This window comes from Streptomyces sp. NPDC029041 (assembly GCF_040637515.1).
GTDB lineage: Bacteria > Actinomycetota > Actinomycetes > Streptomycetales > Streptomycetaceae > Streptomyces.
Map to the genome: position 1 here is coordinate 60,909 of NZ_JBEZWO010000014.1, position 12,506 is coordinate 73,414.

Consider the following 12,506-nt stretch of genomic DNA (forward strand, 5'->3'; position numbering starts at 1 on the left):
GGGTCAGCGGGCCCGGTACACCAGGCGGCCGGCCAGCACGGTCGCCACGCAGGTCGCCGCGCCGCGCTCGCGCAGGGCCGTCCCGTCGGGTACGTCGAACACGGCCAGGTCGGCCCGGCCGCCGACGGACAGGGGGGCGTGGACCGTGCCGTGCAGGTCGTACCCCTCCGCGAACGGGTCGAGGTCGGGCCGCTCACCGAGGAGTGTGCCGGGAGCCCCCGTGGTCCCGACGACGGTCAGCCCGGACCGGGCGACGGCCGTGGCCACCAGCGGATCTCGGAAACGGGCGCCGGGCGAGGCGACGGCCGTCGTGCCGTACCGCAGCATCCGCTGCACTCCGCGCCGTACGCTGCCCGACCAGCGGGTCTCGGTAAGGTCGCCCAGGGCGGCCACCTTCTCGCCCCACAGAGGCTCTTCGCCCAGCTCGTCGGCTTCGCGCGGGTCGGGGTGGTAACAGTGGCGCAGCAGCCACAGCGGGTGCCATTGGCGCAGACCGGGGGTGAGCACGCCCGGCCAGCGCCGCACTCGCGCGCCCGGTGCTTGTTCGGCGAGTTCCTCGTACGGCCCGAAAGCCGCGATTCGGTCGCCGTCCACCAGGACGGCCCCGTCCACGACGGCGGTGTCGGTGCCGGGTGCGTCCGTGACTGCGTCGGCGCCGGGTGCGTCGGTGCGGGACGCGTCCGTGCCGGGTGCCGCGCCCGCCGGGAGGACCAGCGGGGCGGCGTGAATCGTCAGCACGGTGGGGTCAGTTGGGAGCCAGCAGCTTCAGCTCGGGGTGAGCCGTGCCGCCCGCGATGGCCGTGGAGGAGATGTGCGAGACCACGCGGTCGTCGACCGGGTCGTTCGCCGGGTCGTCGTGGACGACGAGGTGCTCGTAGGTGGTGGCGCGCTGGGCGGGGACCCGGCCCGCCTTCCGGATCAGATCGATGATCTCCATCCGGTTGGACCGGTGCTTGGCACCGGCCGACGACACCACGTTCTCCTCCAGCATGATCGAGCCGAGGTCGTCGGCGCCGTAGTGCAGGGAGAGCTGGCCGACCTCCTTGCCCGTGGTCAGCCAGGAGCCCTGGATGTGGGCGATGTTGTCCATGAACAGCCGCGCGATGGCGATCATGCGCAGGTACTCGAAGAGCGTCGCCTGGGTGCGGCCCTTCAGGTGGTTGTTCTCCGGCTGGTAGGTGTACGGGATGAAGGCGCGGAAGCCGCCCGTGCGGTCCTGGACGTCCCGGATCATCCGCAGGTGCTCGATGCGCTCGGCGTTGGTCTCGCCGGTGCCCATGAGCATCGTGGAGGTGGACTGCACGCCCAGGTTGTGGGCGATCTCCATGATCTCCAGCCAGCGCTCGCCGGACTCCTTCAGCGGTGCGATGGCCTTGCGGGGCCGCTCGGGCAGCAGCTCGGCGCCGGCGCCCGCGAAGGAGTCGAGGCCCGCGGCGTGGATGCGCTGGATGGCCTCCTCCACGCTCACCTTGGAGATCCGTGCCATGTGCTCGACCTCGGACGCCCCCAGGCTGTGGATGACCAGCTGCGGGAATTCCTTCTTGATCGCGGCGAAGTGCTTCTCGTAGTACTCGACGCCGTAGTCCGGGTGGTGCCCGCCCTGGAACATGATCTGCGTGCCGCCCAGCTCGACGGTCTCCGCGCAGCGGCGCAGGATGTCGTCGAGGTCGCGCGTCCAGCCCTTGGCGGTGTCCTTGGGCGCGGCGTAGAAGGCGCAGAAACGGCATGCCGTCACGCAGACGTTCGTGTAGTTGATGTTGCGCTCGATGATGTACGTCGCGATGTGCTCGGTCCCGGCGTACCGGCGGCGGCGTACGGCGTCGGCGGCGGCGCCCAGGGCGTGCAGCGGGGCGTCCCGGTACAGCACGAGCGCCTCGTCCGGGGTGATCCGCCCACCGGCGGCTGCACGGTCGAGGATGGGCTGAAGGTCGGCCTTCTCGGTCACCGGGCGTCCCTTTCGTAAGGGTTGTGGACGGACCAGCCCAGCGTACGCCAGGGCTTCGGGGGGCTGGACGTCAGGCCGTGGGGGCGGCGTGGCCGTAGGGGGCGGGCGGGGTGCGCGGCGCCGAGAGGCGCTGCGGCTCGCGGCGCCGGGCGAGCCACACGATGAGCGCGGCGTAGAGCAGATCGGTGGCCATGGCGGTGAGGGCCAGCGGCCAGGGCGCGTCGGCCGCGGTCTCGTCCGACGACAGGCCGCCGACGAGCGCGGCGGAGACGCCGAAGGCCAGCAGGTTGTTCAGGACGTGCAGGACGATGGCCGCTTCCAGCCCGCCGGTGCGGATCGTGAGCAGACCCATCACCAGACCGTTCACCGCCAGTCCGACGAAGCCCCACCGGGTGCCCCAGCCGTGGGCCGCGGCGAACAGTACGGCCTGCGGGATCACGGCGAGCCACGGCGAGCGCACGAACGCCCCGACCGCCTGGAGCAGCCAGCCGCGGAAGACGTACTCCTCGGCCGCGGCCTGGAGCGGGACGAGGAGGACCAGCACGGCCAGGGCCACGAGGAAGGAGCGCCACCCCACAAACGCGTCGGACTCGTCCGAGCCGCCCGGCAGGAAGAAGGAGACCACCGTGAGCAGGAGGATGGGCGGCAGCCCGGCCAGCAGACACCACCCGAGCCAGCCGATCCGCAGCCGCCCGGTGACCGACGTGACGGTCCCGGCGGCCCGTCTCGCCGGCCACAACGTGGCCAGCAGCACCAGGGGCAGGGCTATCGCGAGGGACACGAGATCCATCGCGGTGTTCCCGAGCGGCCCCAAGTCGGCCCCGCCGTCGGGCAGTTCCGGGGCACCGAGCGCCGTGGCGAGCCCGTAGGAGAAGGCCAGCAGCACGAGCAGGATCACGACATAGGCGAAGGCCAGCAGCACCGTCCCGGTCGGCGGCCGCCACCAGCGGTGACGTCCCGTGGTGCGGTCCAGGCGGTGGTACGGGTGGGGGGCGGGGTCCGGGAACGGGTGGGCGGGGGGCGGTGACGGGTAGGCGGGGTAAGAAGGTGTGTTTGTCATGATCAGCATCATGACAGCGCCGGTGCGGCGGATCACGAGCGTTCGGCGGGCTCTCGGACGCGCGTCGGCGTGCCGGATCACCCGGTACGCCCCGGACCCTGCGGTCAGGCCGTGTACGCCCCCACCAGAAGGCCCAGGAACGCACCCGCGATCAGGAACGGGCCGAAGGGGATGGCCGTTTTGCGGGTGGCCCGGCGCGTGATCACCAGCGCTGCGCCGTACAGCGCGCCCAGGAGGAAACCGGCGAACGTGCCGAGCATGACGGTCGGCCAGCCGTACCAGCCGAGGGCCGCGCCGGTGCCGAGGGCCAGTTTGACGTCGCCGAAGCCCATGCCGGCGGGGTTGACGAGGAACAGCACGAAGTAGCCGCCGCCCAGGGCGAGGGAGCCGAGCAGGGCGGTCGTCCAGTGGCCCGCGTGCTCGGGGACGAGGGCGGTGAGGCCGAGCAGGGCCAGGGCGGCCGCGGCGAAGGGGAGGGTGAGCGGGTCGGGCAGGCGCCGTACCCGGAAGTCGACGACCGTGAGCAGCACGCCGACCGGGGCGAGCAGCAGCCAGACCCCGAGCTCGGGGCGGGTGTCGGTCGCGGCGGCGAGGACCGCGCAGACCAGGGCGGTGGCGATCACGAGGGGCGTCGTACGCGGGCCGTATCCGGACTCCGCGCACTCCGGGCAGGCCGCCCTCCCCAGCCAGCCCCTGACGGGGTGCCCGCCGGGGCACTCCTTCCGCCACTCCTCCCCCGACGGCGCCGAGAACCGGTAGGCCGCGCGCGGCAGCAGCGCTCCCGCCGCCGCACCCCACAACGCGGCGACGAGGACCAGCAGCCCGGTGCTCATCCCACCGCGGCGATCGCGTCACGCCACGTCGGCAGCAGCTCGTCGAGCAGTGCCTCGGTGCGCGGCGGCAGTCCACGGGCCCCGCTGCGGCCGATGAGGTCGGTGGCGAGCCCGGTCAGCCGCTGCGTGTCACCGGTGGCGTGGGTGGCGCGCAGCAGCTCGTGCCACAGGCGCTCGTCGGCCGGAGCGGTGCGCAGGGCCGCGTTGAGCGCCTCGATGGCCTTCTCCGCGCGGTCCTTCTCCATGTGGAACTCGCACAGCGCCAGCCCCGTGTCCGCGACGAGCAGCGGCAGTTGGGCGTCGACGATCTCGTGGGAGAGCCACTGGTAACGGCCCTCCGGCCGGTCGGCGAGCAGCGGCCCGCGCACCAACACCAGCGCGTCGGTGAGCAGCCGTCCGCGCACGGCCCGGCTGCCGACGCCCCGGCCCTGGGTGGCCTCGTGGTAGAGGGAGCGCAGCACGTCCAGGTCGGAGACGACGGACTTGGCGAGCGTGAGCCGGCCGGAGCCGTCGGTGGTGAGGCGGGGGGTGCCGTCGGGGTCGGCACCGAGCCAGTCGCGCAGCCGGTCGAGCAGCGCGCCGCGCACGTCGTCGGTGACACCGCGCGGCCACAGCGCCGAGGACAGCACGCGCGGGTGCACGCCCTCGCGGTGCAGGAGCAGCAGGGCGAGCGCCTCGTGCAGCAGCGCGCTGCGCTCCCCGTCCGGGGTGTCCAGCCCGATGATCTCGTACGGCCCGACGAGCCGGGCGTACACGGCCGGACGTCCCTGCTCGCTGATGTCGACGAGGAACGGCGGGGTGGTCGCCGGCCTGTCGCTCTCGCGCTCCGGGTCCGCCTCGACGAACAGCTCGACCACGGCCCGCTGCTGGGCGACGGGCAGCGACTGGGCGTCCAGTTCGAGTCCGAGGAGGGGCGCGAGCAGCTTGCCCTGGCCGGTGATCTCCATCTCCCAGGCGGCGCCCGGCAGATCACCGGTGTCGGTGCCGACGAGGTAGCCGATGCCGAGGCGACTGGCGTCGGCGGCGAGTTCGGCGAGCTTGACGGCGTCCTCGGCGGACGGCTGGGCGGCGAGCAGGACCAGGTGCGGGGCCCAACGGGTGTGCTGGGCGGGCCCGGTGCGCCCGGTGAGGACGGAGTCGTGCCCGGCGGCGCCGAGCGCCCCGCGCCGCTGCCGCGTCTCGGCCTCCATGGCCTCGACCAGGGCCTCGACGTCCTCCAGGTGCCGGATCCGGTTCGGCGCGAGGGGCGTGAGGTCCTCCCCGAAGCCGACGAGCGTGATGGTCATGCGGTCCGACCACCCGTTGGTCGCCAACTCGGCGGCCACGGAGGCGAAGACGGCGGCCCGGTCGGCTTCCCGGCCGCTCAGCGAGACGATGCCGGGCACGGCTTCCAGGTTGAGCAGCAGCCGCGAGTCGTCCATGGTGCCGAGGCTGACGAGGCCGGGGTAGGGCGCGGCCGTGTCGACGTCCTCGTAGCGCTCGGCGTCGGTACGGGAGAGCATCCAGAAGGTCTGGTCCTGCCCCTGCTGCCAGGGGGCCGGGGGCTTCCCGGCGGGCTGGGCGAGCTGGAGGTGCAGGTCGCCGTTGCTGAGCCAGGCCGCGTAGACGACCGGCAGCGCGCGGGACTCCTCGGCGAGGGAGGCGGCGAGACCGCGCAGGCTCCGGTCGAGCAGCCGTACGCCCTCGGGGTCGGCGCCGACGAGCAGCGCGTCCTGGACGTCCTGCGCGTCACCGCTCGGGGTGGGCGGCTCCATGCCGCGCCGGCCGCCGACGGCCCCGAACGCCGACTGCCACAGGGCCTGCCGCCGGCGCCGCCCCAGGGCGCCGAGGAGACCGGCGGCGAGGAGGGGCGCGGTGAGGAGGGCTTCGGGCAGGCCGAAGGCGCTGTCCGACTCGGCGCCGACGGCGGTGGCCTGCTGGTGTCCGGTGCCGTCCTGGGCGGGCCGCTGCTGGTCGGGGACGGACACCTGGGTGGCGCCGCCCCCCTGTGCCTGGTCGCTTCCGCCCTGGGCGCCGCCTCCGCCCTGGGCGTGGTCGCCGGTCCGGGCGTAGTCGCTGATCTGCTGCTGCACGTCGGGCGACACGTTGGGGGCCTCGTCGGGCATCTCGACGAGCTCGCCGCCGCGGGCGTCGCCCGGCATCTCCATGATCCAGCCGGGCCGGATGAGGCTGGCCTCCGAGAGCCTGGACCCGTCCGGCTGCACGCGGTCCTTGTTGAGCTCGAAGATCTCCTTGTAGCGGCGCCCGTCGCCGAGGTGGCGCTGGGCTATCTCCCAGAGGGAGTCGTGGTGGCGGCCCTCGGGCGGCTGGATCCGGTAGTACTTCGTGTCGCCCTGCTTGGCGGTGCTGCCGCCGGCGTCGGCGTGGGCGGCGGCGTGCGAGGCCTGCTCGGCGAGGGCGGCCGCGGCGCCGGAGGCCTGCTCCTGCTGCTGGGCGAAGAGGCCCGGGGTGGCCTGGGCGGCGGCGACGGTCGGCTTCTGGTTGGCGTCGTAGCTGTTCCCGAGCTGCGACAGCCCCGGCGTGAAGCTGGCGGCGGTGGCGCCGACCAGCAGCAGCGCGGCGACGAGCTGACGCGCGAGCAGCTGGCTCGGTCCGGCGCCCGGCACCCGGCCCGGCACGCCGACACCCGACAGCGCGGCCTTCATCTCCACGAGCACGCAGGCCGTGAACTGCGCCCACGCCAGCCACACGATGACGGTGAGGATGTTCAGGAACGTGTGAACGGTGATCTCTTGCTGCAGCCAGTCGAAACTGGGCACCCCGTCCGGCAGCGGCCACCCGATCTGCGTGGCCAGCGCGCCCGGCACCCCGACAAGCAGCACGGCCAGGGCGACGAAGGCGAGGAACGCCTTGACGAAGTCCCCGAACGACCGCCGCCGGATCCGCACCGGCTGCGGCGTCCGGTTCCTGGGGGCGGCCGCGGCTCCCGTCGCTCCCGTCGGACTTCCCGTCGAGCTTGACGAGCTTGAGGTGCGGCGTCGCGGCATGGCGGGTGTCCTGGGGTCGTGTGTGGAGTCCGGTGAGGCCGAGCTGTGAGTAAGGAGTGTGCTGAGCCTACAGAGATCTTATGGACTCTCATCGGGGTCGTCGAAGGGCGGACGTAAGGAACCTCACGGTCGTCCGGTTTGCCCCTGTAGCCACCCGCGTCGCCCCTGCGGCCGAACTCGACGAGCACCCCTCTTCGCGAGTGCTACGCGCCCCCCTCACACCTTCCACACAACCCGTCGAGGTGGACCGTGGGCCCAACACGCTTCCCTGATAGCTTCGTTCTCAGTTGCACACGTCGAACTTCGGGGGAGAGGCCGTGGCCCGCCGCGCTCTGACCACCACAGCCGCCGCGTTCGCCGCGACGGCGGCATTGCTGCTCACCGCCTGCGGCGGGGGCGGCGGCACGTCGGAAGACATCAAAGGGGCGGGCACCGGCACCGACAGCCCTTCGGCTTCGCCGTCTTCGCCCTCCAGCCGACCGGACGTCAGCCTGCCGAGTGACCTCGAGGTCGAGTTCGACATCACGAAGCCGTCCGACGCCCGCCACGCGGCAGCCCTCGAGAGCGCGCAGAATTACATCCTGGCTCTCGATCACGGCATCACGGCCCAGGACCCGGACGACCCGGCCTACCGCTTCTACTCGCTGGGGAGCGCCACCAAGTACGCGAAGTCGCAGATCCAGGCATGGGTCGACGACGACTGGACCGCGACGGGATCCGACAGCTACTACCGGGGCAGGACCGATGACGTCGGCACGTCGAAGGGCGTCCTCGTCACGATGTGCCGGGATCAGAGCAAGTTCTACGGCAAGAACGTGAAGACCAAGAAGATCCGGTACACGAAGGAAAGCCTCAACGACTTCCAGCAGTTCCGCCTTCTGATGAAGCCGCCGCAGGGATCCCAGAGGGTGTGGAAGGTGCTGCAGATCGAGGTGCAGGGGCGCGTGGAGGACTGCCGTCGATGACTCCACTGCGACGGTCTCTGACCTGGTCCGCCGCGCTGACGGTAGCCGCCGTGCTGGGATGCGGCAGCACCGCGTACGCGGCGGGGCCGGAAGACAACACGAACGTGCCGCCGGCCGACCAGAAGAGCGGCGGCGGTACGGACGGCAAGGGAGGCCTGTCGGCTTCCGTCTCCAACATCAAGATCACCTACCCGAGTGGCGGGGACGGCGGCGGCAAGGAAGGCAACCTCGGCACGGTCGATCCCAACTGGAAGCCTCCCGCCTGCTGGTACGAGCCCACCTTCAGTCCGGAGGGATTGAAGAGATTCGTGGACACGGACGGCAGCGGCGACGTGGGCATCCACGAGTCGTGGATCGGCAAGGGCCTGTGGACCGACCACTACCGGGACGGCAAGCCTGCGGACAACTTCGATCTGCAGGCGCCGACGAACAGCTCCGCGGAGGGCTACGACGACTACAACCTCGGCAAGGACGGTTACTTCTGGCGAGGTGTCGCCCCCGACCCCGACGACCCGGACACCTGGGACTGCGGCCGCATCATGTTCTGGGTCAACGCCGGCGAGATCCCGGACGACCCGAACGCACCCACCCCGAAGACCCTCGCCGACTACGCCTACAACAAGGTCAAGGTCCCGGAAACCGAGGTCGAACTGAAACCGCAGACCAAGTCCACGGTCAACCTCCCGACCTGGATCTGGCTCGACAAGGGCACCTTCAAGGACGTCAAGGTCCGCGCCGCCCTGCCGAACACGGGCCTGTGGGCGGAGACCACCGCAAAGCCGGTCGCCCTCCACCTGGACCCGGGCACCGAGGACGCCGAGGTCTTCCCCGCCTCCGGCGACTGCGCGATCAACGACGACGGTTCCATCGGCACGCCGTACACCAAGGGCGCCGCCGACAAGACCCCACCGTGCGGCATCCGCTACCTCCACGCGACCGGCGGCACCCCCTACCAGCTCTCCGCCAGCATCACCTGGCAGATCACCTGGCAAGGCTCCGACGGCACCACCGGCGACCTCCCCGACGGCACCTTCGAGACCACCCAGGACATGAACGTCCAGGAGATCCAGTCGATCAACCGCTGAACCCGGCACCCGCCGGTCCAGGGACCGACGGCCGCGTTCGCTTCCGCCATACGGAGAGACGGGCCTGTGACGAGCCGCCCGCTGACGGGCGGCAGCCCTGGAGGACGCCGCCCACCACATCCGCGCACTGAACCACTGCATACGGAGCAGGACCCTGCCGATCCCGCCGTCCAGTTCTACTCGTCGGGCCAGGCCGCCCGGTACGCGCACTCGCAGATAAAGGAGTACGTGGACGGCGGCTGGACGCTGACGGGTACGGACCGGTACTACGACGCCCACATCAGCCCTAGCGGCGTCACCTTCTGTGAGGATCAGTCCGAGGTCTTCGGCAGGGAGGTGGCGAGCAAGAAGGTCCACCGGACGAAGGAAAGCCCGGTCAGCTACCAGGAGTTCACCCTTCTGATGACGTCCGTGAAGGACAACCCGGTGTGGCGTGCTCATCAGGTCGCCGTCGAGGGGACGTCAGCGGCATGCAACCGGCCTGCGGCGATGTGACGCCGCCTCCGCAACTACCTGCATCGAAGCCAAGGAGACCAACTGTGCCCCGCCGCGCACCAGCCACCACTGCCGTAGCGTTCGCCACGGCGGCGGCGCTGCTTCTGACCGCCTGCGGAGGAGGCGACGACTCGTCGTCGGACGGCAACGAGGACACCGTCGGCAACAGCTCGCCCAGCCCGGCGGCCTCGAAGCCGTCTGCGGCACCCGGCGTCAAGCGCCCCGTCATCAAGCTCCCCAGCAGCTTCCGGCTGACCTTCGAGAACTGGACGAGCAGCGACCCGGCGGAGCAGGCCATGCTCGACGACGCCAGGGAAGAGGTCCGGGCCGGATACGCGGCGATCATCGCCGACGACCCGGACAGCGAAGCCGTCACCTTCTACGACACCGAGGGGATCCGCGGGCTGACCAAGCAGTGGATCAAGTCCTACACGGACAAGGACCTCACCGTCATCGGCAAACTGCCCGCCTTCGACCCCAAGGTCGTCATGGCCGGCAACGGCAAGGGAGCGTCGCTCACCTACTGCACGGACGAGACCGACGCCAAAACCAGGAACCGCAAGACCGGCGAGGTCGAGGGGAATCCGGCAGGTACCAGCCCCTACGTCCGCTACTCGCTCTCCCTGACGAAGAACGAGCAGGGCGTGTGGCAGAACTCGTCGGTGCGTGGTGAACGAGGGAAGTGCTCCAGGTGAGGGCGGGCGAATCGAGCGTGAGCTGGAAACCGCCGGGCAAGGAAGGCATGGACGAGAAACCCGACCGCTACCGGGTCGAGTTCGCGAGTGGTACCGCCGCCTCCGTGGCGAAGCGTCGCTCCTATCGTGACCTCGAACGCAATGACATCGAAGGGGACTTGCCCGGATGGCCGACCCGACCGGCCTTCGGGGTCCGAGGGTTCTTCGGCAAGCTCGGCGTGCACGTGCTGACCGCCATCACCGGGCTCTTGATGCTGCCGCTCTACATCCTTGCCGACGCCCTCCGCAGTCCCGCGTCGCCGGCGATGCGAGGGGAACTGGAGGACCGCGAGAACGAGGTCGACGACTTCCCCGTCATGTGGGCGGGCGTGGGCGGGACGGCTCGTACGCTGCCCTGGCAGCTCGACCCCTCTCGGCGTTCCTGGCGCACCGTGACCGAGATCGAACTGGCCGAGCCTGACGGTCCGGTACGCATCCTGTCGTACGAGGACACTGCGCGGGGCAGCCGGTTCCTGTCATGGGGCGGTGGCCAGAAGACACCGGGAACCGAGTGCGTCCTCTGGTCGGTGCCTCGGGAGGAGATCACCGGGGCGGAGATCAGGCGGTTCAGCATGGACGAGTCCGACTTCACGGTCTTCTTCCGGGACGGTTCGTGGGCCCGGCTGACGAGTTCACCGCATGGCGCCCGGAGGGTCGTCGCCCTGCTCAGCCGAGGCCCCCTCGACGCAGGTAGCGACCTCACGGCTCCCCGAGCGTGAAACGCGGTGCTCGCAACCGCCAGGCCACCGCCCAGGACATGAACGTCCAGGAGATGCAGTCGTTCAACCGCTGACTCCAGCCGCTCTCGTGCCCGGGTTCGTCAGGCGCTCGTCGTCAGGGCTTCGAGTGCCTGGTCGTAGGAACGACACGCCGCTTTGCGCTGCTCGGGGGTGCCCGCGTCGGGGCGGAGGATGGCCGGGAGGTGGGCGACCCGCCACATCCTGAAGACCAGGGCGGGGGCGGTGCGCCCCATCGAGTCCGCGAGGCCGGACGCGAGTGCGAGGGCATCGACGATCCTGGCCGCCCCCTGCCGGACGTCCCCGCCGGAGACGATCGCGGCGGTGACGAGGGCCTGCAGCAAGTACGTCATCTGCAAGTCGGCCGCCATGTGACACATGCGGCGTACGACGTCCCGCTGTTCGAGGTCCTCGAGCCGGGACGGAATCCCCTCGACCGCCCCGGACCACAGCAGCAGAGCCGGGGCCGTCACCTCGTGCTCACGCAGGTAGCCCAGTTCGTCCGCGATGGCCATGGTGGCCGAGGAGAAGCCGCCGATGTCACGAACGAGGTCGAGCAGCCGGCCGACCTCATCGCGGCGGCGGCTCACCAGATCGCCGACGGAGGCGGCGCCGACGCTCCATGTCCCGGTCGCCGACACCGCCCCGATCTCCACGATGCCTCCGAGTGGCCCGAAGACCTCACGGGCCAGCACGCTTTCCGGTACCGGAGTGATCTGACCTGCCACTACGTCATGCCTCGTGTCGACGACGTACTCCGGCTGCCGTCCTGCCGGGCCGCTGTGTCTTCGCGCGTGTGCGCACCCGCTGCGGATCCCCAGGGGCCGGGCCCCTGTCCAAGTCCAGGACATCCCGGTCCGCAGGCCTGTGCCCCGCCATACCGCAACCCCCGTCACGCGTATCAACGTCAACAACCGTATGCACACGTGAACTTACAAGGCACAACCGTTCGACGGAAAGATCGGACCGGGGTACGGTTCCTCCGAGATCAGAGCGCCGGACATGGGGAGCTGCCGGATGGGCAAGGGCAAGAGCGACCTCGCGCTTCCGCTGACCGAGCTGGAGAGCTACGGGCGGCGGCTGCGGTCCATCAAGACCCGGCTGAATCACACCAAGAAGCTTTTCGAGTCGTACAAGGACGACATCGGCGACGGCAGCGTCAATGACGCGCTCGACGATTTCGAATCCAACTGGGAGGACGGGCGCGAGGACATCACGCAGCAGCTGGACGCGCTGGCGAGTATGTCCGATGCCGTGGTGCGCGAGTTCAAGAAGCTGGACGACGAACTCGCCAAGAAGGTGAACGACGCCGTGAAGACGCAGGACAAGCGGGGCGGTAAGGGCGGTAAGGGGGACGGCGGGGGGAAGTAAGCCCCTGTCCGAGACTTACGGAAAGGCCCCGGGTCGAAGCCCCGGGGCCTTTCGCATGCGTTCGTCAGTGCGCGACGGCCGCGTTGAGGTGCAGGTCCGCCTCGATGCCCTGCGGCGAGACGGCGAGGCCCACGCCGCCGCCGAGGCCGGTGGTGAGGCCCGCGGCCGTGGTCTCGACGTAGAGACCGGCTGCGGCGCCGGCACCCGCGGCAGCGCCCGCCTGCCCGCCGGCGATGGTGTCCAGCTCGGCGTCGGACATCTGGGCGGTCGCGATCTGCGGGGTGAAGGCCATGG

The 12,506-nt window shown here is 70.9% G+C and carries 13 protein-coding genes; 6 read left to right on the forward strand and 7 right to left on the reverse strand.

The window, feature by feature from the left end; genetic code table 11:
* Positions 1–3: 3 nt before the first annotated feature.
* From AB0F04_RS30740 to AB0F04_RS30760, 5 genes are all read right to left on the reverse strand, one after another.
* Positions 4–738, reverse strand: a complete 735-nt coding sequence (locus AB0F04_RS30740) for a hypothetical protein (RefSeq protein ID WP_362047328.1) — start codon at positions 736–738, stop codon at positions 4–6.
* A 7-nt stretch (positions 739–745) separates the two neighbouring features.
* On the reverse strand, positions 746–1,945 hold the full coding sequence (mqnC, locus tag AB0F04_RS30745) for a cyclic dehypoxanthinyl futalosine synthase (RefSeq protein WP_362047331.1): 1,200 nt from the start codon (positions 1,943–1,945) through the stop codon (positions 746–748).
* A gap of 70 nt (positions 1,946–2,015) precedes the next feature.
* Entirely contained in the window at positions 2,016–3,005 is a 990-nt protein-coding gene (locus AB0F04_RS30750) for a type II CAAX endopeptidase family protein (protein ID WP_362047334.1), read from the reverse strand.
* A 104-nt stretch (positions 3,006–3,109) separates the two neighbouring features.
* Positions 3,110–3,838: a prepilin peptidase gene (locus tag AB0F04_RS30755; protein WP_362047337.1), complete on the reverse strand. Its 729-nt coding sequence runs from the start codon at positions 3,836–3,838 to the stop codon at positions 3,110–3,112.
* A complete protein-coding gene (locus AB0F04_RS30760) occupies positions 3,835–6,825 on the reverse strand; it encodes a BTAD domain-containing putative transcriptional regulator (RefSeq protein ID WP_362047339.1) in 2,991 nt (996 codons plus the stop codon). Before AB0F04_RS30760 ends, AB0F04_RS30755 begins: the two co-directional genes overlap by 4 nt.
* Before the next feature lie 317 nt (positions 6,826–7,142).
* Between AB0F04_RS30760 and AB0F04_RS30765 the strand changes: the two genes are divergently transcribed.
* From AB0F04_RS30765 to AB0F04_RS30785, 5 genes are all read left to right on the forward strand, one after another.
* Positions 7,143–7,790 (forward strand): hypothetical protein, encoded by a 648-nt coding sequence (locus AB0F04_RS30765; protein WP_362047342.1) that lies wholly within the window; start codon positions 7,143–7,145, stop codon positions 7,788–7,790.
* Positions 7,787–8,875: a hypothetical protein gene (locus AB0F04_RS30770; RefSeq protein WP_362047345.1), complete on the forward strand. Its 1,089-nt coding sequence runs from the start codon at positions 7,787–7,789 to the stop codon at positions 8,873–8,875. The genes AB0F04_RS30765 and AB0F04_RS30770 overlap by 4 nt, the downstream gene beginning before the upstream one ends.
* 66 nt (positions 8,876–8,941) lie before the next feature.
* Positions 8,942–9,370: a hypothetical protein gene (locus tag AB0F04_RS30775; RefSeq protein WP_362047348.1), complete on the forward strand. Its 429-nt coding sequence runs from the start codon at positions 8,942–8,944 to the stop codon at positions 9,368–9,370.
* A 44-nt stretch (positions 9,371–9,414) separates the two neighbouring features.
* Positions 9,415–10,065 (forward strand): hypothetical protein, encoded by a 651-nt coding sequence (locus AB0F04_RS30780; RefSeq protein WP_362047351.1) that lies wholly within the window; start codon positions 9,415–9,417, stop codon positions 10,063–10,065.
* Positions 10,066–10,112: 47 nt separating this feature from the next.
* Positions 10,113–10,823, forward strand: a complete 711-nt coding sequence (locus AB0F04_RS30785) for a hypothetical protein (RefSeq protein WP_362047354.1) — start codon at positions 10,113–10,115, stop codon at positions 10,821–10,823.
* A 101-nt stretch (positions 10,824–10,924) separates the two neighbouring features.
* On the opposite strand, the gene AB0F04_RS30790 is transcribed toward AB0F04_RS30785, so the two are convergent.
* The gene (locus tag AB0F04_RS30790; RefSeq protein ID WP_362047357.1) at positions 10,925–11,569 is read right to left on the reverse strand and encodes a hypothetical protein; all 645 of its coding nucleotides are present in this window, start codon (positions 11,567–11,569) and stop codon (positions 10,925–10,927) included.
* Between the two features lie 289 nt (positions 11,570–11,858).
* On the opposite strand from AB0F04_RS30790, the gene AB0F04_RS30795 reads away from it, so the two are divergent.
* Positions 11,859–12,212, forward strand: a complete 354-nt coding sequence (locus AB0F04_RS30795; RefSeq protein WP_362047360.1) for a hypothetical protein — start codon at positions 11,859–11,861, stop codon at positions 12,210–12,212.
* Between the two features lie 64 nt (positions 12,213–12,276).
* Here AB0F04_RS30795 and AB0F04_RS30800 read toward each other — a convergent pair whose 3' ends face one another.
* A complete protein-coding gene (locus AB0F04_RS30800) occupies positions 12,277–12,504 on the reverse strand; it encodes a hypothetical protein (RefSeq protein WP_362047363.1) in 228 nt (75 codons plus the stop codon).
* Positions 12,505–12,506: the final 2 nt, after the last annotated feature.

Coding starts and splice junctions, on each gene's coding strand:
- AB0F04_RS30785 (WP_362047354.1), top strand. CDS start 10,113: ATGGACGAGAAACCCGACCGCTACCGGGTCGAGTTCGCGAGTGGTACC.
- AB0F04_RS30755 (WP_362047337.1), bottom strand. CDS start 3,838: ATGAGCACCGGGCTGCTGGTCCTCGTCGCCGCGTTGTGGGGTGCGGCG.
- AB0F04_RS30760 (WP_362047339.1), bottom strand. CDS start 6,825: ATGCCGCGACGCCGCACCTCAAGCTCGTCAAGCTCGACGGGAAGTCCG.
- AB0F04_RS30770 (WP_362047345.1), top strand. CDS start 7,787: ATGACTCCACTGCGACGGTCTCTGACCTGGTCCGCCGCGCTGACGGTA.
- AB0F04_RS30800 (WP_362047363.1), bottom strand. CDS start 12,504: ATGGCCTTCACCCCGCAGATCGCGACCGCCCAGATGTCCGACGCCGAG.
- AB0F04_RS30795 (WP_362047360.1), top strand. CDS start 11,859: ATGGGCAAGGGCAAGAGCGACCTCGCGCTTCCGCTGACCGAGCTGGAG.
- AB0F04_RS30750 (WP_362047334.1), bottom strand. CDS start 3,005: ATGACAAACACACCTTCTTACCCCGCCTACCCGTCACCGCCCCCCGCC.